This window comes from Nocardia sp. NPDC058499, from assembly GCF_042719915.1.
Classification (GTDB): domain Bacteria; phylum Actinomycetota; class Actinomycetes; order Mycobacteriales; family Mycobacteriaceae; genus Nocardia.
Map to the genome: position 1 here is coordinate 166,328 of NZ_JBHXMZ010000008.1, position 19,878 is coordinate 186,205.

The following is a 19,878-nucleotide window of genomic DNA, read 5'->3' on the forward strand; positions in this document are numbered from 1 at the left end:
ACAGGTCACCGCTACTTGCCAGGAAGGGGTGACGACATCGATGTCAGGCACCTCCGCAACCACAGCACCCGAGGCGGTCCCCGCCCTGCATCTGGGCTCCGGCGAACCGCTACTGCTCCTGCACGGTGTTCTGCTCTCACCGCACTGCTGGGAACGGACCGCCACCCTGCTGGCCGCCCGGTGCGAAGTCTTCGCACCGGCGCTGGGCGGGCATTGGGGCGGGCCGGAGTTCCCGGACGGCCGCTACTCCGCCGCCACCCTGGCCGACCGGGTCGAGGCGCAACTGGACGATCTCGGCTGGCGCACCTGCCATATCGCCGGTAACTCGCTGGGCGGCTGGGTAGGGTTCGAACTGGCCCGCCGCGGCCGGGCCCGCACACTCACCGCCATCGCTCCGGCCGGCGGCTGGAAAACCCCGTCGGTGACGCAGCTCCGCGCGGCCGCCACGATCGCGCCGATGATCCCGCTCACCGAAATCCTGCGACGGCTGGGCCGTTCCCCGGTCGACAACCGGCTCCTGCGCTGGGCGATGGCCCACCTGCTCACCAAGAACACCCGCGCGGTCTCCCGGGCGGATATCTCGGCCGTGATCCTGGCCGCGCTGCACTGTCCCGCACTGCCCGCGCTGACCGCCGGCACCCTGCGGGGACCGTCCCTGGCGAATATGTCCGACCTGACCACCCCGGTCCGGGTGATCCTGGCCGACTCCGACCGCATCCTACCGGCGGCAGCGCACGGCCGGCGGTTCCTGCGTGAGCTGCCGGAATCGGCGGACCGGATCATGCTGAACCGGGCCGGGCATGTGCCCATGCTGGAAGACCCCGAACGGATGGCCACCCTCGTCGCCGAACACATCTACGCCAGCCGCGACCACCTGCGCGCTGTATAGTCTGGCGCGCCTTCGGCGCGCGGGGTTTTGGCCCCTTTGGTCCCTGCTTTCCGCCCGCGATACTCGCGGCTGCGCCGCATTGTCTCGCGGGCGGAAAGCAGGGACGGGCCAAAACCTTTCAGGGCCTCGTAAGACTCGGCGCCGCCGTTGGTTGCGTTGGTTTTCCGGAGGGGGAATCGGTGAACTTCTTGCTGTCCGTGAACGGTCGGCCCAAGCCTGTCGCGCCGGTGTCACCGGGCACGACAGTTCGCTCGCGACCATTCTCAGAGGTCGAGGATGCCCTTTGCTACGTGGGTGACCTGGATTTCGTTGCTGCCCGCGTAGATCATCAGCGATTTCGCGTCGCGGGCCAGCTGTTCGACCCGGTACTCCGACATGTAGCCGTTGCCGCCGAAGAGCTGCACTGCTTCCATCGCGACCTCGGTTGCCGTTTCCGAGGAATACAGTTTCACCGCGGAGGCTTCCGAAAGGCTCAGCGGTTTACCGGCTTTTCCGCGTTCGATGATGTTGAAGACCATGTTCTGCACATTGATCCGCGCCACTTCCATCTTGGCCAGCTTGAGCTGGATGAGCTGGAAGCGGCCGATCTCCTGACCCCACAGTTTGCGGTTGCGGGCGTATTCGGTGCACAGCCGCAGGCATTCGTTGATCACGCCCAGGGCCATGAAGCCGATGCCGACGCGTTCGGCCACGAAACTGGATTTCGCGCTTTCCCGGCCGTCACCACCGCGGTGTTCCTCGGTTTCGCCGAGCAACCGGTCGCGGCCGAGGCGGACGTTGTCGAAGAACAGTTCACCGGTCGGTGAGGCGTGCAGGCCCATCTTCTTGAACGGTTTGCCCTGGGTGAGGCCTTCCATACCCTTGTCGAGGACGAAGGTGAGCACCTTGCGGTCGCGGGCCGGTGTTCCGTCGCCCTCGTCGAGTTTCGCGTAGACGACGAGCGTATCGGCGAAGGGGCCGTTGGTGATGAAGGTCTTCTGCCCGTTGAGGATGTAGTCGTCGCCGTCGCGCCGGACGTAGGTTTTCATGCCGCCGAAGGCGTCGGATCCGGAATCCGGTTCGGTGATCGCCCAGCATGCGATCTTGCGGAGGCTGACGATATCGGGCACCCACCGCTCCTGCTGGGCGAGTGTGCCGCGGGACAGGATGGTGGCGCCGCCGAGGCCGGTGCTCACCCCGAGTGAACTACACAGGCCCATGCAGACACCGGAGAGTTCACTGGTCACGACGGCCATCATGGTCTGCTGATCGAATCCGCCGCCGGCGGAACCCTTCTCCCCCGAGGCCGCCTTCTCCGCACCGTCGTCCGCCGCGCGCCGCGCAGCCAGTTGTTTGTGCAGCGCCTCTTCGGCCATCGCGCCGATACCGAAACCCGCGTACAGCTTGCGCAGCACCGGGTAGGGCAGCATTTCCCCGCTGTCCAGTGCGTCGAGGTGGGGGCGTACTTCCTTATCGATGAAAGTCCGGACCGCGTCGCGGACCATCAGATCGGTATCGGACCATTCGAACATCGGCGTCCTCCGTGCAAGCAGCAACATTACGGCGTAAATCACCGGGCGGATGATCCGCCTTGTTGACAGCCTGCCAGTTCCATCGCTCCCGCGCTGAGGTTTCGCCCACCTCCTGCCCCCCGCAACGAAGCCCAGCCCGACGAGCCCCGGATACACCCCAGCGAACCCCACAACGGTGCCGAGCCCAGCCAGCCCTCCCGAACAACCCCAACACACCACCAGCCGCGCCGAGCCCAGCCAGCCCCTCCCCAACAACCCCCAACACACCACCAGCCGCGCCAAGCCCAGCCAGCCCCTCCCCAACAACCCCCAACACACCACCAGCCGCGCCAAGCCCAGCGAGGCCCTCCCGAACAACCCCAACGCAACCAACAGCGGTGCCGAGTCCAGCGAGGCCCTGAAAGGTTTTGGCCCGTCCATGCTTTCCGACCGCGAGACAATGCGGCGCAGCCGCGAGTATCGCGGTCGGAAAGCATGGACCTAGGGGGCCAAAACCCGCGCGCGCCAGCGCGCCAAAAACACAGCACCTTCGCGAGCAGACCCACCCGTCCCCTTCGCGAGCAGACCCACCCATCCCCTTCGCGAGCAGACCCACCCATCCCCTTCACGAGCAGCCCCCACCCCCTTCACGAGCAGCCCCCACCCCCTCCGCGAGCAGCCCCCATCCCATCCTCGAGCAGCCCCCACCCCCTCCTCGAGCAGCCCCACCATTACCCCTGACCAAACAAACAACGCCGAGAACACAGCCCTGTTCTCGGCGTTGTCGAAAGCACTCGGCCTCCACGCTCCGGGCCTTGCTCAGTACCCGGGCCCGTGGGGCCGGGTTGGTCAGCGCAGCGCGCGCGCCAGGTTGGCGTCGAGCGCCGCGAGGAATTCCTCGGTGGTCAGGTAGCCCTGGTCGCCGCCGACGAGCAGCGCGAGGTCCTTCGTCATCTGGCCGCCTTCGACGGTTTTGATGACCACGTCCTCGAGGGTCTGCGCGAAACCGATCACCTCGGGGGTGTTGTCGAGTTTGCCGCGATGTTCGAGGCCGCGGGTCCAGGCGAAGATCGACGCGATCGGGTTGGTCGAGGTCGGTTTGCCCTGCTGGTGCTGACGGTAGTGCCGGGTGACGGTGCCGTGCGCGGCCTCCGCCTCGCAGGTCTGGCCGTCCGGGGTGAGCAGGACCGAGGTCATCAGGCCCAGCGAACCGAAGCCCTGCGCGACGGTGTCGGATTGCACATCGCCGTCGTAGTTCTTGCAGGCCCAGACGTAGCCGCCCTCCCATTTCATGGAGGAGGCGACCATATCGTCGATCAGCCGGTGCTCGTAGGTGAGGCCGGCCGCGTCGAACTGGGTCTTGAACTCGGCGTCGAACACTTCCTGGAAGGTGTCCTTGAACATGCCGTCGTAGGCCTTCAGGATGGTGTTCTTGGTCGACATGTAGACCGGGTAGTTCTGCTGCAGCCCGTAGTTGAACGAGGCGCGCGCGAAGTCCTCGATGGACTTCTTGAAGTTGTACATACCCATGATGACGCCGCCGTCTTCCGGCATCTTCACGACCTCGTGGACGATCGGCTCGCTGCCGTCTTCCGGGGTGAAGGTCAGGGTGACGGTCCCGGCCTGGAAGGCCTTGAAGTCGGTGGCGCGGTACTGGTCACCGAAGGCGTGGCGGCCGATGATGATCGGCTTGGTCCAGCCGGGGACCAGGCGCGGAACATTGGAGATGATGATGGGCGCGCGGAAGATGGTGCCGCCGAGGATGTTGCGGATGGTGCCGTTGGGCGACCGCCACATCTTCTTGAGACCGAATTCCTCGACTCGGGCCTCGTCAGGAGTGATCGTCGCGCATTTGACGCCCACGCCGTGCTCTTTGATGGCGTTCGCGGCGTCGACGGTGACCTGGTCGTCGGTCTTGTCGCGGTACTCGATGCCGAGGTCGTAGTACTCGAGGTTCAGGTCGAGGTACGGGTGGATCAGCTTGTCCTTGATGAACTGCCAGATGATCCGGGTCATCTCGTCGCCGTCGAGTTCTACGACGGTGCCTTCAACCTTGATCTTGGACATGGATCTTCGTGTCCTCCTAAGATGGTGCCCTCATTGCACAACCAGGCGAACACGCTTGTGAGCGGACCCCAGCTGTTCAACAGACAACGTATACATCCCGCGTTGTCCACGAGACGTCTGATGTAACCAAGACGAGCGTACTGCTTGTGGTGATCGCACGGTGCAGCCAGGCCCGGTCGTGAGATCTCACACAGTGAGTCGCGCCACAAGGTTACCTGGTGGTGGCCCATGCCGATTTCTATCCACCACAGCCCACAGCTACCATGTGGAACAGGTCATGAGTGCCAGCGTCAAGCCCCGGCTCGCTGGCCGGCAACCCTCCAGCTGCGGTGGGGTGCTCCGGGTGATGACCGGGCTTCCGAAAGCCGGGAGCAAGCGCATGTCAGGAGGTCGCCGTTATGTGCCGGTGCTGGTCGCCTCGGCCCTGGCACTCCGTTTCGCGGCGAGCAACCCCCTATTTTCTGGAGCACGAGATGACCGATGGCAGTATCCCCGCCCACCTCACGGCCGTGACTCATATGGCCCGGCTATCGCCGCCGGTCGCGGCCCAGCGGGCGGAAGCCATCGCGTGAAGGTGAACACCGAACAGACCAGGGCCGTACCCGTGGCGCAGCTACCGCCGTCCGACGGCACCGTCGGCGTGATCGAGATCGGCGAGCTCACTCTGGAGAACGGGGCCCGGCTACCGGCGGTCGAACTGGTCGTCCAGCGCTGGGGCGAACTGTCCCCGGCCATGGACAACGTGGTGCTGATCGAGCACGCGCTGACCGGTGATTCCCATGTGGTGGGCGAACCCGATGCCGAGCATCCGCAACCCGGATGGTGGAACGGGATGGTCGGGCCGGGCGCGCCGATCGACACCGACGAATGGTGTGTGGTCGCCACCAATGTGCTCGGCGGCTGTCAGGGCAGCACCGGCCCCGGTTCCCCGGCGCCCGACGGCGCGCCGTGGGGGGCACGCTTCCCCGAGATCTCCATCCGCGACCAGGTGAGTGCCGAGTTGAGGCTGTTCGACCTGCTCGGTATCGACCGGCTGGCCGCGGCGATCGGCGGTTCGATGGGCGGGATGCGGGTTCTCGAGTGGATGCTGTGCGCCCCGGAGCGGCTGGCCGCGGCCCTGGTCCTCGCGGTCGGTGCCCGCGCGACAGCGGATCAGATCGGCACGCAGACCACCCAGATCGCCGCTATCACCGGCGACCCCGATTGGCAGGACGGTAACTACCACGGCACCGGCCGGGCGCCGATGGCCGGAATGGGTATCGCCCGGCGGATCGCGCATCTCACCTACCGCACGGAGGTCGAGCTGGACAGCCGGTTCGCCAACAGCCCGCAGGCCGGTGAAGACCCGTGGGACGGCGGCCGGTACGCGGTGCAGAGCTATCTCGAATACCAGGCCGAGAAACTGTGCAAACGCTTCGACCCGGCCACCTATGTGCTGCTCAGCGAGGCGATGAACCGGCACGATATCGGCCGCGGCCGTGGCGGGATCGAGGCCGCGATGGCACGCGCCGAGGTGCCGTGCATCGTGGGCGGGATCGACTCCGACCGGCTGTACCCGCTGCATACCCAGCGGGAATTGGCCGAGGGGCTGGCGGGATGCCGGCATTTCGAGGTCATCTCGTCCCGCGACGGTCACGATGCGTTCCTCACCGAGGCCGAAGCCATCGGCAAGCTGCTGGTCCAGACGATGGGCCTGGCCCGCACCCACCGCTGACGCGGGGTTGTCGCCTTCGCCTCACCGGGGGCCCCGTCAGGTGACGGCGACCCCCGGGACGGGGCGGTATCCGGCTCCCGGTTTCAGCTCACGCCGAGCGTATTGATAGTGGCGGCAAGGAACACGATCACGCTGCCCAGCAGGGTGAGTGCGCCCACGTCGAACGGTTTGCTGCGCACCGCCAGCAATCCCACCCGCACCGTGGGCAGGCACAGCCGGAATGCGGCGGCGATGAGTGTCGCGCCGCCGAAGAAGATGGCGCCGCGCCGCCACCGGTCCTGCGCGACGAAAACCACGGCGACCGCGATCACCGCGACAACCACCACCATCGGCAGATGGCAGCGTAGGAACCCGGCCAGGCGGTTACCGCTGCCGGGCTCGCCCTCGGTCACAGTCTCGGCGTCGGTCACGGTGCGATTGTTCCAGATGCGGCCGGTGCCGTCCTCCCGCCCTGATGGCCGGAAGGGAGCGCCGCGCCCCGGTCCGGGATGCAAACCGGTAGCGTGCGGCGGCCGTATGCGGTAGGGGCCTGTTCGAATACAGCGCTTCGCCCTTCACGGGCGACGCCGCGCACCGGTTTCCGGCCGGCCCGAGACGTCGCCCGTCCAGGCCGATTCAGCGCAGGGCAGTCATCTCCGCAAGGACCTTTTCCTGATGCTGTTTCCGCAGCGCCGCGTGGTGCGGGCTGCGGCGCACGAACAGGTAGGCGATCGCCAGGACGACGAACCAGATCGGTGTCACCAGCAGAGCCTGCAGGGTATCGCTCTCCTGAGTGAGCGCCCAGACGATGAAAACGAAGAACGCCAGCACTGCCCAGACCATCGGGATCCCGCCGGGCATCTTGAAGGTCGATGCGGCGTGCAGATGCGGGCGCCGTTTGCGATAGACCAGGTAGCTGGCCAGGATCATCGTCCAGACGAACATGAAGCACAGCGACGAGATGGTTGTGACCACCGTGAACGCTTCGACGATCGACTGTCCGGCATAGAGCAGCACCACGCCGATCAGCAGGAACGCGCAGGAGAAACGCAGTGCGTTGGCCGGGACCCGGCGCGGCGACAGTTTCCCGAACACCGCGGGCGCGTTACCTTCCCCCGCGAGACCGAACACCATCCGGGAGGTCGAGTAGATACCCGAGTTGGCGCTGGAGGTCGCGCTGGTCAGCACCACGAAGTTGACCACGCTCGCGGCGATACCGAGGCCGGCGAGGGTGAACATCGCCACGAACGGGCTTTCGTCCGCCGATACCTGACGCCACGGGGTTACCGCGCAGATCACGACGAGGGCGCCGACATAGAAGAGCAGGATCCGGACCGGGATCGAGTTCACCGCGCGAGGCAGAGTGCGCTCGGGGTCCTTGGTCTCGGCAGCGGTGGTGCCCACCAGCTCGATACCGACGAAGGCGAACACCGCGATCTGGAACCCGGCGACGAAGCCCATCGGGCCGGTCGGGAAGAAGCCGCCGTCGTTCCACAGGTTGGCCAGCGAGGCCGGCGTACCACTGTCACCGGTGAACCCGGTCAGGATCATCACCAGGCCGGTCACGATCAGCGCACCGATGGCGATGATCTTGATCAGGGCGAACCAGAACTCGGTTTCCCCGAAGGCGCGCACCGTGGGCAGATTCAATACCAGCAGCACCGCGATACAGACCAGCGCCGGAATCCACAGCGGCAGATCCGGCCACCAGAACGCGACATATCCGGCGATCGCCACCACATCGGCGATACCGGTGACGACCCAGCAGAACCAGTAGGTCCAGCCGGTGAAGAACCCCGCCCATGGGCCGAGCAGATCGCCCGCGAAATCCGCGAACGATTTGTAACCGGAGTTCGACAGCAGCAGCTCCCCCATCGCCCGCATGACGAAGAAGAGGAAGAAGCCGATGATCATGTAGACGAGGATCACGGAGGGCCCGGCCAGCGAGATCGTCTTACCCGATCCCATGAACAGCCCGGTACCGATCGCGCCACCGATCGCGATCAGCTGGATATGTCGATTGGCCAGCTGCCGGCTGAGGCCGCCGGGTCCACCGGGTTCACCCGCCTGCACCCCATCGTCGCCAGAACCCCCTTGGCCCTGCAGCACGGCCATCTTTCTCCCTCCAGAGTCGATCGGACAGCCCATTCGACCACCAACGGCGCCATCGCGCAGCGCATAGCAGGCGCGATACCTACGGGGCAGCCGACGGGCTCCGGTACCCGGCGAAGTGCGCACGGAGTTTTCGCGCAGCGGCCGTCCCTTTGCGTCCGAACTGGTCAGAGCAGGTCCGTCCGGGCCTGTGGCCCGTCGAGGAACGGTACGCCACCGGAAAACCGGCCCAGCGCCGGGCTGTGCCCAGCTAATCTTCAGCCCACCTGGTTGACTGGTCGGCTGTGTTCCGATTGATGTTCCACGAACCGCGCATACCGGGCAATACGGGTAATGCGATCCGGCTGGCCGCCGGCACCGGCAGCGAGTTACATCTGATCGAGCCGCTCGGCTTCGATCTGTCGGAGGCCAAGCTGCGGCGAGCCGGACTGGACTACCACGATCTGGCCTCGGTAACCGTCCATCCGGACCTGGCCACCGCCTGGTCGCGGCTGCGGCCCGAGCGGGTGTACGCGTTCACCACGAGGGCGGGCACCGCGCATACCGAGATCGCCTACCGGCCCGGTGACGTGCTGCTCTTCGGCGCCGAACCGACCGGGCTCCCGGCCGGAGTACTCGCCGACGACCACATCACCGAAGAGGTTCGTATCCCGATGCTGCCGGGACGCCGGTCGATGAACCTCGCCAACGCGGCAGCGGTCGGGGTGTACGAGGCGTGGCGCCAGCACGGGTTCCCGGACGCCGTCTAGCGACGAGTGGGCATCAGGCCAACGAGTCGATCTCGAACCGCTTGTGCCGTGCCGTCGCTCCCGCGGTGAGGCGGACCGCGCTCTTCGGCACCCCGAAATGCTGGGCGAGCAGTTCGACTGCGGCCTCGTTCGCTTTGCCCTCGACAGCCGGCGCCCGCACCCACAGCTGCAGGGTGCCGTCGGGCAGTTGTTCCACCAGCGGACCTTTGCGGCTGTTCGGCTTGATCAGCGCGCGCACCGTGGCCGGCAAACTGCCCTACTCCCCGGCCGGTCGACCGGGCTGATCCTCAGCTCCACCGGATTTGTCCGCAGCAGGGTTGGACGTGTCCGCAGACCGAGTGGACTTGTCGGCAGCCACGCCGGGCTCGGCAGCCGATGACACGGGTTTTCCGGCCGCACCGGGCTCGTCGGCCGATGCGGCGGTGGCATCCGGGGTTGCGGTGCTCGCCGGGGGCGCGACCGCAGCGGTGGTGCGGGGTTTACCGCGCCGCCCCCGGAAGAGCCGGACGACCGCCGCGACGATCGCGCCGAGCACGGCGAGGAAGACCAGCCACGGCAGTGCCTGACCGGCGAACACCACGGCGTTCTTCAACCAGTCGACCAGCGAATTCCACCCGTCGACCACACCGTCCCAGAAGTTGGCGGGCCCGGTATCGCCTTTCTTGTCCGCGGTGGTGCCGATATCGATGGTCAGCGTGGACAGGGTGATCTGGTCGTCGAGGTAGCGCCGCTGGCCGGTGAGGCTGTCGAGTTCGGCCTGTCGGTCGGCGAGGGCTTCTTCGGCGGCGATCAGATCGGCGGTGTTGGCGGCGCGGGCCATCAGATCGCGGAGCCGGTCGACCGAGGCCCGCAGGGCGGTGATCCGGGCATCGAGATCCTGCCACTGCAGGGTGACATCGTCGCGGTTGGTGCTGATCTCGGTGACCTCGCCGACCTCCCCGAGACCGTCGATGAACGCGTCGGTTTCACCGGCCGGGATCCGGATGACCAGATTCGCGTGCGGATCATTGTCCTCGGTGCCTGGATTCTCGGTGCGCTGATCGATTCGCCCGTCCAGCCGGATCACCCGGTCGGTCAGGGTCTGCGCGGCGGCGATCGGATCGTCGGCGGTGAGATCCACCGTCCCCGTGACGACTTCCTTACGGTCGGTGACCTGCGGCCCGTTATCCGGTGCGGGTGCCTGTTCGCGGGCCGGTCCCTGCTGGATCCGAAACCCGGGGGTCGCGGCGGGTGCGCCGCCTTCCATCGATGACGGCGCGTCCTTGGTGGAGTCGGAACCGCCACCGCATCCGGTGAGCAACACCGAACCACACAGGACCACGAACAACACCCCGAGCCTTCGCATGCTGGCAGCGTAATGCGTGTTCCGGGATCCGGTACCCGAACAACGGCCGAAACCCCGCGCGCCGATCTAACGGAAATCGCGAGAGCGGGAACCGATACGCATATCGAGGCGGCGGAGGTGTTCGGCGTAGATGCTCACTGCCCCTTCGGCGTTCTGTACCCGGCCTCGGACGAGCAGCGCTGTTGCCCCCTGGGCGAGTCGGCGGTACCGCGTCCACAGACCGGCTGAGCACACCACGTTCACCATGCCGGTTTCGTCTTCCAGGTTCAGGAAGGTGACCCCGCCGGCCGTGGCGGGTCGCTGCCGGTGGGTGACCGCGCCGCCGACCAGGACCCGGGTTCCGTCGGGGATCGCGAGCAGGCCGGCGGCCGGGATCACGCCGAGTGCGTCGAGGCGGGGGCGTAGGAATTGGGTGGGATAGCTGTTCGGTGAGACCCCGGTGGCCCAGACGTCGGCGGCGGCGTGTTCGAGGTCGCTCATACCGGGTAGGGCGGGTGTGCTGGTCGAGGCGCCGGTTCCGGGGAGCCGGTCGGCGCGTTCACCCGCGGCCGCTCCGGCCGCCCACAATGCTTCCCGGCGCGAGTACCCGAGACATCCGAGCGCGCCGGCGGTGGCCAGCGATTCGGCTTGCGGCACGGTCATTTCCACACGTCCGGTGAGGTCGAGGAATGACGTGTAGGGACCGCTTTCCGCACGTGCCGCGACTATTTTGCCGGCGAGATCCGACCCGATACCGCGTACCGCCGCCAAACCCAGCCGCACCTCGGTGCCCTGCTGTTCCAGCGTGGCCTCGGCCAGACTGGCATTGATATCCGGGCCGTGTACTGCGACCCCGTGCCGGCGGGCATCGGCGACCAGTGACTGCGGAGAGTAGAAACCCATGGGCTGCGCCCGCAGCAATCCGGCGCAGAACGCCGCGGGATAGTGCAGTTTGAACCAGGCGGAGTAGAACACAAGGGCCGCGAAACTCTGTGAATGACTTTCCGGGAAGCCGAAATTCGCGAATGCGAGTAGTTTCTCGTAGATACGGTCGGCGAGTTCGCCGGTTATCCCGTGCAGGTCGCGCATTCCCTGGTACAGCCGGCCGCGTAACCGTTCCATCTTCTCCGGGGAGCGTTTCGACCCCATGGCACGGCGCAGTTGATCGGCTTCCACCGGGGTGAATCCGGCGACGTCCACCGCCATCTGCATCAGCTGTTCCTGGAACAGTGGTACGCCGAGAGTTCGTTCCAGCGAGTTCCGGAGCGCCTCATGCTCGAAGGTGACCTCCTCCACCTCGTTTTTACGACGGATGTAGGGATGTACCGAGCCACCCTGGATGGGACCGGGCCGGATCAGCGCGACCTCGACCACCAGATCGAAGAATTTCTTCGGTTTCAATCGCGGCAGGGTCGCCATCTGCGCACGGGATTCCACTTGGAAAACCCCGACCGAATCCGCGCGGCACAGCATTTCGTACACGGCGGGTTCGGTGAGGTCCAGGGTGTGCAGTTCGACCGTCACCCCGATATGTTCGCGCACCAGGTCGATCATGTAGTGCAGCGCGGAAAGCATCCCCAGCCCGAGGAGATCGAATTTCACCAAACCTGCTGTTGCACAATCGTCTTTGTCCCATTGCAGCACACTGCGCCCGGCCATCCGGGCCCATTCCACCGGGCATACATCAGCGATGGGCCGGTCGCAGATCACCATTCCGCCGGAATGGATTCCCAGATGCCGCGGCAGGCCTTCGATATCGGCGGCCAGTTCCAGTACCGGCGCGGGGATATCGGTGCCGGTTTCCGCGCCCACTCCGGTCCACCGGCTCACCTGCCGGCTCCAGGCGTCCTGTTGGCCCGGGGCGAAACCGAGCGCACGGGCGGCGTCACGCACCGCGGATTTCCCGCGGTAGGTGATCACGTTCGCCACCTGCGCCGCATACTCCCGGCCGTATCTGCGGTACACATATTGGATCGCTTCCTCGCGGCGGTCCGATTCGATATCCACATCGATATCGGGCGGCCCGTCCCGTTCCGGGGAGAGGAAACGTTCGAACAACAGCTTGTTGGCCACCGGATCGACGTTGGTGATCCCGATGGCGAAGCAGACCGCGGAATTGGCGGCCGAACCCCGCCCCTGGCACAGGATGTCGTGCTCGTGACAGAACCGGACGATATCGTGCACCACCAGGAAATAGCCCGGGAAACCGAGTCGCTCGATCACGGCGAGCTCGTGTTCGAGCTGCCGGTAGGCGGCCGGATTCCGAGAGGAAGGCCCGTACCGGTCGGCGGCGCCACGCAGGGTGAGTTCCCGCAGCCAGGAGTTCTCGTCGTGACCGGCGGGCACATCGAACGGCGGCAGCTGCGGCGCGATCAACTTCAGATCGAATGCGCACTCTTGCGCGATGAGTACCGAATTCGATACCGCAGCCGGAAATTCCTCGAACAGGCCGGCCATTTCCGCGCCCGAACGCAGATGGGTGCCGCCGGCGGGGGCGAGCCAGCCGGCGAGATCGTCGAGGCTGCGCCGGGCCCGGATGGCGGCGAGCGCGGCGGCGCGGCGGCCGCGGCCGGGGGTCGCGAAATGGGCTGCGGTGGTTGCCACCACGGGGATTCCCGCCCGTTCCGCCACCGCGGCGAGTGCGTTGTTGCGCTCGTCGTCGCCCGGTAGTCCGTAGCGGGTGAGTTCCACCGCGACCCGGTCGGCGCCGAAACGCTCGCACAGGTCTCGCAGGGCCGCCTCGGTGCGCAGCGGTTGCCCGCCGTCCGCGAGGTCCTGTTCCAGCGCCCGCCGCACGCGACCCTTACGGCAGCCGGTGAGTATCTGCCAGTGCCCGCCGGCCGCCGCGGTGAGCGCGTCGAGGTCGTAACGCAGGATCCCCTTCTCCCCCGCTGCCATATGCGCCGCCGCGAGCTCCCGGGACAGCCGCCGATAACCTTCCTGCCCGCGCGCCAGCACCAGCAGGTGTTCCCCTTCCGGATCCGGGGCGCCGGTACGAGGCGGAGAGTCCGCACGCACCGGACCGATGCCCGCGTTCCGCGCTGAATCGGCACCACTGCGAAGTACCGGATCGATGCTGCCCGGCCACGCAGAACCGGCGCGGATCGCCGAATCGGTATGCGGTATACCGGATTCCACGAGGGTGAGTTCCGCCCCGTATACCGTGGGCATACCGTATTCGGCCGCGGCCTCGGCGAACCGCACCACCCCGTAGTAACCGTTGTGGTCGGTGAGCGCGATCGCCGACAGGCCCAGCCGCGCGGCCTCGGCGACCATCTCCTCCGGCGGCGAGGCACCGTCGAGGAAACTGAACGCCGAATGCGCATGCAGTTCCGCGTAGGGAACCACCGGGCCGGGCGGCCGGACCAGCGGTTCGGCCCGGTACTCACCACGACTGCGACTCCACCCGGGAGCGTCGCCGCCGTCGCCGGGCGGCGGCCCCGGCTTCGCGCGACCGGACAGCACCCGTTCCAGCTCGGCCCAGCTGGGTGGCCCGTTACTCCATCCCATACGCCACCTCAGCAGGCCACCCGGTCGGTGGATTCGGCGGCCAGCAAGGTCGCGACATGATCCACCCCGGCCCGGATCACTCGCCCATAGGCGTCATCGGCGAGGACGCTCGCATGCCCGCGGGCCAGGGCCAGCTGCATCCGGGCCACATCGAAGTCGCCGACCAGCCGGTGGCTGTCGGCCAGGCTCAGATACAGCGAGGGCAGGAACCCGAGCAGCCCGTCGTCGAGCGGGATGCCGGGCACGAATGCCGAGTCGAGCGCCCGGGTGTCCCAGAGCAGCGCCTCCTCGGCCGTGTCCTGGAGATCGGCCAGGTGATGAGCGACCACGCTCCGGTGCAGCGGTTCCCCGTCCGTACCGAGCTGATCCCACAGCATTCGCAGCGCCTGTCGCGCCGCCTCTCGATTCACGCCGCCGAGCCGCACCGCGGCATAGATATCCGCCATCCGATCGTCCGTCATGAACCCAAGTATCGCACATATGTTCGAACAATGAGGCTGTATTCGAACTCGTTTTCGAACAGATTCGACCCTGGCGCGCTTTCTTACTTTGGAGTAAGTTCGGCCGGGATAGACCTGTACAGAGGGGCTGGCTGATGAGCGCAAACGGAACCCACCGCGGCAAACGTGACCTCACCGGGCGCCACGTCCTCATCACCGGCGCCTCGTCCGGGATCGGCCGGGCGGCGGCGACGGCGGTGGCGAAGAAGGCCGCGGTGGTGCTGCTACTCGCCCGCCGCGAGGACGAACTCGCCGCGGTGGTGGACGAGATCAGGGCCGGCGGCGGCGCCGCCCACGGATACCCGTGCGATATCACCGATTCCGCATCCGTCGAGGCGACCCTGGCGAAGATCATCGCCGAACACGGCCATGTGGACATGCTCGTCAACAACGCCGGGCGCTCCATCCGCCGGGCCATCCACCGCTCCACCGACCGGCTCCACGATTACGAACGCACCATGGCGGTCAACTACTTCGGCGCGCTGCGGCTCACACTGGCGTTGCTCCCGCAGATGCGCGAGCGGAAGTTCGGCCATATCGTCAATATCAGCAGCGCCGGCGTACAGGTCGCCACACCGCGGTACTCCGCCTACCTGGCCAGTAAAGCCGCGTTGGACAAGTTCACCGAGGTGGCGGCAGTGGAGACCATGGCCGACGGAGTCACCTTCACCACCATCCATATGCCGCTGGTACGCACCCCGATGATCGCCCCTACCGGTAACCAGGGCCCGGCCGAATCACCGGAATGGGCGGCCGCGACCATCGTCCGCGCCCTGACGGAACGTCCACGGCGTATCGACGTCCCGGTCGGCACCCTCGGCGAATACGGCGCCCTGTTCGCCCCGCGTATCCGCGATCTCGTCCTGCACCGCTACTACCGGATGATCCCCGATTCCGCGGCCGCCCGCGGCGAACAGGCCGAACCGCTGCCTCAGTCGCGACTCACCATGGTGCGCGACGTGGAGACCGGCATCCCCGAGGACGACGAACTCCCCGCGAACCCGCGCCCCTCCGGTCCGCTACCCCGCGTACGGGCAAGAGCGGCACGAGGCACCGGAACGGTCCTGCGCCGCGCCGCCCGCTGGGTCCCCGGCACGCACTGGTGATCCCCCCGGCCCCGCCCGTCGGTGCCGATCGACCATCGCGAGCCGCGCGAAAGAAGCGGTACTCGACGCGCCCGCACGGCGCCCGGCGGCTATGCAGCGGACGGCGCAGCAACGCCGCAAGTCCGGGCCTGCACGGTTCAGAGGTCGAAGACCCGCTGAGCCGGCGGTAACGCCGGGCACGCGGCGGATATTTGCGCTACGAGTTTCCACGGCCGGTCTCCGTCGACCGACGATTTACCGCTGGTCAGGATCCCACCGGCGAGCCCACGTTCCGGGTCGGCCCAGCCGTACTGGGTGGTGAACCCGCTGCGCCCGAAATGCGCCGTGGTATCGCGGCCGAATTTCGAACGGCGCCCGCCCAATTCGTATCCGCCGCGGCTCACCCGCCCGGCGACACCGGGCACCCGCGGCGCGGGACGCACCATCTCGCGCACAGTTTCGGGGCGCATGACCCGGACTCCGTCGAGTTCACCGCCCCGCGCCAGGATCTCGTAGAAGCGTGCGAGTTCGGCGGCGGTCGTCACGAGATTTCCCGACGGCAGCTCGGCGGTGAGGAACGCCCGATTGGATTCCCGGTTCACCGCGTCCTTTGCGAATCCGCCACCGAGCGCCTTCCCCGCGACGAACGCGGCCAGCCGCGACGGCGGCGGACCCGTTTTCACACTCGGCACCACGGCGTCCACGTCCTCGGGCCGCACGCCCAGATTCGTCCAGCGGAACCCCAGCGGGTCCAGTATCCGTTCGGCCAGATGGTCCCGGAGCCGTTTACCGGTGGCCCGCTGCACCAGCAGCCGCTGGATCAAACCACTGGTGAGGGCGTGGTAGACGCGGAACCGGCCCGGTGGATAACTGGGTTTCAGCGCGGCCAGCCCGCGAAGGGCGAGCTCTTCGTCGAAGGTCATTTCGTGGCCGCGGAAGGGCGGGGTCACGAACGGCACCCCAGCGGAATGGGCGAGCACCTGGCCGATGGTGATCGCGGCCTTACCGTTCGCCGCGAATTCGGGGATGTAGTCGCCGACCCGGTCGTCGTAGCCGAACGCCCCTTCTTCGATGAGCAGGAACAGCACCGCCGCGGAAACACCCTTCGCGGTGGAGAAACCGCAGAACGGCGATTCTGTGGTGACCGGAATACGCTGCGCGTCCGGGCCGTCGCCCGGCGCGTTACCCCAGCCGTGGCCGATCGCCCGGTTCAGCACGACCTTCCCGTTTCGGCGCAGGCATACCTGAATCGCCGGCGTGCCACCCAGCCGATACCAGTCGCGTACCGACTCCCAGATCGCGGCGATCTCCGCGGGGGCCAGGCCCACGTCGGCAGGGTCCGCTTCCGGGCCGATACAGGTGATGTCGTCCAACTGAGCGGCGACCGGAACCAGGAGCGCGGAATCTGCCTTCACCCGCCCCAGGGTAGCCACGCGGGACACGACGGAAGGGGCCGAATTCGTGCGGTCGCGGGCGCCGCCGGGTCGCTCGCCCCTTCTGGCCCAGCAACCGCGGACGGCACGATGACCAGCCCGAACGCTATCGTGACGGAGATCACCGAAGGTGGTTACCGGTAACTGTGCTCTGATCATGAAAGAAGCAACTGCTTGTTTGCTCCCGTCGAGAGGTGACCATGACGTCCGCGAATACGCGCCTGTCCCGGGCACACATCTGGCTGCTGACACTGTCCTCCCTGGCCGTCGCACTGGTGATCGCCGCGATGGCCGCGCTGTATACGGCGCTGCCGGAGATCGCCGCCGATACCGGCGCCAGCCAGCAGCAGCTCACCTGGGTGGTCGACGGCTACACCCTCGCGCTGGCCTGCCTGGTCCTGTTCTCCGGCGCACTCGGGGACCGGTACGGCCGCCGGATCATGATGGTGCTCGGGCTGGTCATCTTCGCTATCGCCTCCGCGATACCGCTGTTCCTGGACGCACCGAACTGGATCATCGGCTCCCGCGCGATCGCCGGGATCGGCGCGGCGCTGGTCATGCCGTCCACGCTGTCGCTGCTGACCGGTGGATTTCCCGCCGAGAAGCGCGGGGTCGCGGTCGGGCTGTGGGCCGGTGTGGTCAGTGGCGGCGCCGTTATCGGCATCCTCGGCTCCGGACTCCTGCTGCAGGTGTGGTCGTGGCAGGCGATCTTCCTCGCGATGACCATCGCCGGTGCCGTCCTCGCGATCGCCGGTTGCACCGTGCCCGAATCGGTGGACGAACTACGCCCGCCGCTGGACTTCTGGGGTGGGATCACCTCGTCCGTCGCGGTCGGAGCCGTCGTGGTCGGTGCGATCGAAGCACCCGTACGTGGCTGGGCCGATCCGCTGGTTCTCGGGCTGTTCGGCGCCGGGGTCCTGGCCGCGGTGGGATTCGCGACGGTGGAGCTCCGGGTTCCGCATCCGCTGCTGGATGTCCGGCTGTTCGCCGACCGCGGCTTCGGCAGCGGGGCGGTGAGCGTCGGGGTGCAGTTCCTGGTGGCGTTCGGTTACTTCCTGCTGTTCGTCCAGTACATGCAGTTGATCTTCGGTTATTCACCGCTCATGTCGGCGCTGGCGATGGCGCCGATGATCGCGCCCCTCATCGGTATCTCGATCTTCGCGCCCCGGCTGGCCGAACGTTTCGGCCTGCGACTGCCGACATTCATCGGACTGCTGTGCGTCGGCATCGCGCTCCTCCTGGTCTCCCGCACCACCGTGGACAGCACCTATATCGACGTCCTGTGGCCGCTGCTGATCCTCAGCACCGGGCTCGGCCTGTGCACCGCGCCCGCGACCGCCGCCATCATCAACGGCACGCCGCCGGAGAAGCACGGGGTCGCGTCGGCGGTCAACGACGCCTCCCGGGAGGTCGGTGCGGCCATCGGGATCGCGGTATCCGGCAGCATCCTGGCCGTCGGCTACTCCGACCGGATCGCGCCGGCTCTGCCCAGTCTGCCCGAGCAGGCACGCGGGCCGGTCGGCGATTCACTCGCCGCGGCACTGGAAGTCACCGAGCAGGCCGGGCCGGTCGCGGCACCGCTGGCGGATTTCGCCAAGGAAGCCTTCGTGCACGGCGCCCAGCAGGCCTCACTGGCCCTCGGGGTCCTGACCGTGGTGATGGCCTTCGTACTGGGGGCGTGGGCGCCCGGCCGGATCCGCAAGACCATCGACCCGGTCACGGACGACCGAGTACTCACGAATCGATGAACCGGGGCGGGCCCCTGGCCGGCCCCGGCTCCGGGCCGCGGATCGAACCCACCGAATCCGCGGATCGACCGGCATCACCACGCCCATGGACCGATCCGAAACCACACAGAGTGCGGCGTCCGCTTCCGGATCGTCTCCCCGGACGCTGACGCCGCACCCACCAGGTGGTGTCTCGCGGAGCCCTACCTGACCGGCACCTCCGCCGAATCGGGGCTTTCTTCGTTTCCTTGCGACCGGGATGCGGTCTGTACCGGTTCGGCGCCACCGCCCGCGAGGTCCACGTCGCCGCTCCCCCGGCCTGTTTCACCGGCTGCCGGGTCCGCCGTCTCCGTGGTTCGAGCCGCCCGGGATTTCTGCCACGCGTAACCGGTGAGCGCAACCGCCACCACCACGATCACCACATAGGCGATCGTGCGCGGGGCGCCCTCGATATCGAAGGTTTTGAACAGGGTGCGCACGTTCGTCAACACCAGCACACCGCCGACACCGGTGCCGAGCACCGCCGGAGCCACCCGGCTCACCAGCCATGCCGCGAGCGGAGCGGCCAGCACACCACCAAGCGCCAGGCCGGCGATGATGAGCAGATTGTCGAAGAATTCCGAGCCGAGGCCGAGCAGAAATCCCACACTGGCCGACGCCGAGACGATGAACTCCGAGGCGCTCACGGTACCGATCACCCGGCGGGGCGCGGCCCGGCCGGTGGTCAGCAACGTACTGGTGGTGACCGGGCCCCAGCCGCCACCGCCGCTGGCATCGATGAAACCGCCGAACAAGCCGAGCGGGGTCAGGAATTTCGCGGAATGCGCGGCCTTCTCCGAAGCGGCGATCTCCAGCGGCGGCCGGGATGAGAACCGGATGACCAGGAAGACGCCGATCGCCAGCAGGATTCCCGCGGTCACCGGTTCGGCGGCCTCGGTGGAGATCCGGGAGAGCACGGTCGCGCCGAGGAAGGCGCCGACACCGCCGGGCACGCCCAGCCGCAGCACCATTTTCCAGTCGACATTGCCGAACCGCCAGTGCGAGATACCCGACGCCAGCGTGGTCGCGACCTCCGCGAAATGCACCGCCGCGCTCGCATGCGCGGCACCCGTACCGCTGAGCACGAGCAGTGTCGTCGCGGTGACGCCGAAGGCCATCCCGAGCGTGCCGTCGACGATCTGCGCGCCGATACCCACGAGGGTGAAAACAAGTAACTTGATCATGACGGTGTGCTCCCGAACCTGGACCGGAGATCGAGGTTACGGCGCCCGAGCCGCCGGGGCACCGGTTGCAATCACC

15 protein-coding genes and 1 riboswitch are annotated in these 19,878 nt (G+C 67.4%); of the genes, 5 read left to right on the forward strand and 10 right to left on the reverse strand.

Annotation, left to right across the window (positions count from 1 at the left end):
• Positions 1–40 precede the first annotated feature (40 nt).
• Positions 41–889: an alpha/beta fold hydrolase gene (locus ACFWPH_RS24005; protein ID WP_378754376.1), complete on the forward strand. Its 849-nt coding sequence runs from the start codon at positions 41–43 to the stop codon at positions 887–889.
• Positions 890–1,152: 263 nt separating this feature from the next.
• Here the strand turns inward: ACFWPH_RS24005 and ACFWPH_RS24010 are convergent, their stop codons facing one another.
• Positions 1,153–2,400, reverse strand: a complete 1,248-nt coding sequence (locus ACFWPH_RS24010; protein WP_378754377.1) for an acyl-CoA dehydrogenase family protein — start codon at positions 2,398–2,400, stop codon at positions 1,153–1,155.
• Between the two features lie 828 nt (positions 2,401–3,228).
• A complete protein-coding gene (locus tag ACFWPH_RS24015; RefSeq protein ID WP_062977292.1) occupies positions 3,229–4,446 on the reverse strand; it encodes an NADP-dependent isocitrate dehydrogenase in 1,218 nt (405 codons plus the stop codon).
• Positions 4,447–4,719: 273 nt separating this feature from the next.
• A riboswitch (SAM riboswitch) is annotated at positions 4,720–4,830 on the forward strand.
• Positions 4,831–5,014: 184 nt separating this feature from the next.
• On the opposite strand from ACFWPH_RS24015, the gene ACFWPH_RS24020 reads away from it, so the two are divergent.
• Positions 5,015–6,160, forward strand: coding sequence for a homoserine O-acetyltransferase (locus ACFWPH_RS24020; protein WP_378754378.1), 1,146 nt, complete (start codon positions 5,015–5,017; stop codon positions 6,158–6,160).
• An 83-nt stretch (positions 6,161–6,243) separates the two neighbouring features.
• Here ACFWPH_RS24020 and ACFWPH_RS24025 read toward each other — a convergent pair whose 3' ends face one another.
• Entirely contained in the window at positions 6,244–6,489 is a 246-nt protein-coding gene (locus tag ACFWPH_RS24025; protein ID WP_051157170.1) for a DUF3017 domain-containing protein, read from the reverse strand.
• A 286-nt stretch (positions 6,490–6,775) separates the two neighbouring features.
• Positions 6,776–8,254 carry a D-serine/D-alanine/glycine transporter gene (gene cycA / locus ACFWPH_RS24030; protein WP_378754379.1) on the reverse strand — a complete coding sequence of 493 codons (1,479 nt, stop codon included), beginning with the start codon at positions 8,252–8,254 and terminating at the stop codon, positions 6,776–6,778.
• A gap of 281 nt (positions 8,255–8,535) precedes the next feature.
• On the opposite strand from cycA, the gene ACFWPH_RS24035 reads away from it, so the two are divergent.
• Positions 8,536–9,000 (forward strand): tRNA (cytidine(34)-2'-O)-methyltransferase, encoded by a 465-nt coding sequence (locus ACFWPH_RS24035; RefSeq protein WP_378754380.1) that lies wholly within the window; start codon positions 8,536–8,538, stop codon positions 8,998–9,000.
• A 13-nt stretch (positions 9,001–9,013) separates the two neighbouring features.
• Here the strand turns inward: ACFWPH_RS24035 and ACFWPH_RS24040 are convergent, their stop codons facing one another.
• The 4 genes from ACFWPH_RS24040 to ACFWPH_RS24055 all read right to left on the reverse strand — a co-directional run bounded on the left by ACFWPH_RS24040 (position 9,014) and on the right by ACFWPH_RS24055 (position 14,295).
• Positions 9,014–9,250 carry a DUF167 domain-containing protein gene (locus ACFWPH_RS24040; RefSeq protein ID WP_378754381.1) on the reverse strand — a complete coding sequence of 79 codons (237 nt, stop codon included), beginning with the start codon at positions 9,248–9,250 and terminating at the stop codon, positions 9,014–9,016.
• A 6-nt stretch (positions 9,251–9,256) separates the two neighbouring features.
• Positions 9,257–10,345, reverse strand: coding sequence for a DUF4349 domain-containing protein (locus ACFWPH_RS24045; RefSeq protein WP_378754382.1), 1,089 nt, complete (start codon positions 10,343–10,345; stop codon positions 9,257–9,259).
• A 66-nt stretch (positions 10,346–10,411) separates the two neighbouring features.
• A complete protein-coding gene (locus ACFWPH_RS24050; protein ID WP_378754383.1) occupies positions 10,412–13,834 on the reverse strand; it encodes an error-prone DNA polymerase in 3,423 nt (1,140 codons plus the stop codon).
• 8 nt (positions 13,835–13,842) lie between these two features.
• Complete coding sequence (locus ACFWPH_RS24055; protein ID WP_378754384.1) at positions 13,843–14,295, reverse strand: hypothetical protein; 453 nt, start codon at positions 14,293–14,295, stop codon at positions 13,843–13,845.
• Between the two features lie 134 nt (positions 14,296–14,429).
• On the opposite strand from ACFWPH_RS24055, the gene ACFWPH_RS24060 reads away from it, so the two are divergent.
• Positions 14,430–15,440 (forward strand): SDR family NAD(P)-dependent oxidoreductase, encoded by a 1,011-nt coding sequence (locus ACFWPH_RS24060; protein WP_378754385.1) that lies wholly within the window; start codon positions 14,430–14,432, stop codon positions 15,438–15,440.
• A gap of 137 nt (positions 15,441–15,577) precedes the next feature.
• Here ACFWPH_RS24060 and ACFWPH_RS24065 read toward each other — a convergent pair whose 3' ends face one another.
• Positions 15,578–16,834, reverse strand: coding sequence for a serine hydrolase (locus tag ACFWPH_RS24065; RefSeq protein WP_378754386.1), 1,257 nt, complete (start codon positions 16,832–16,834; stop codon positions 15,578–15,580).
• A gap of 218 nt (positions 16,835–17,052) precedes the next feature.
• Between ACFWPH_RS24065 and ACFWPH_RS24070 the strand changes: the two genes are divergently transcribed.
• Positions 17,053–18,600 carry an MFS transporter gene (locus ACFWPH_RS24070; protein WP_378754493.1) on the forward strand — a complete coding sequence of 516 codons (1,548 nt, stop codon included), beginning with the start codon at positions 17,053–17,055 and terminating at the stop codon, positions 18,598–18,600.
• Positions 18,601–18,782: 182 nt separating this feature from the next.
• On the opposite strand, the gene ACFWPH_RS24075 is transcribed toward ACFWPH_RS24070, so the two are convergent.
• Positions 18,783–19,802, reverse strand: coding sequence for a sulfite exporter TauE/SafE family protein (locus tag ACFWPH_RS24075; protein ID WP_378754387.1), 1,020 nt, complete (start codon positions 19,800–19,802; stop codon positions 18,783–18,785).
• Positions 19,803–19,878 lie beyond the last annotated feature (76 nt).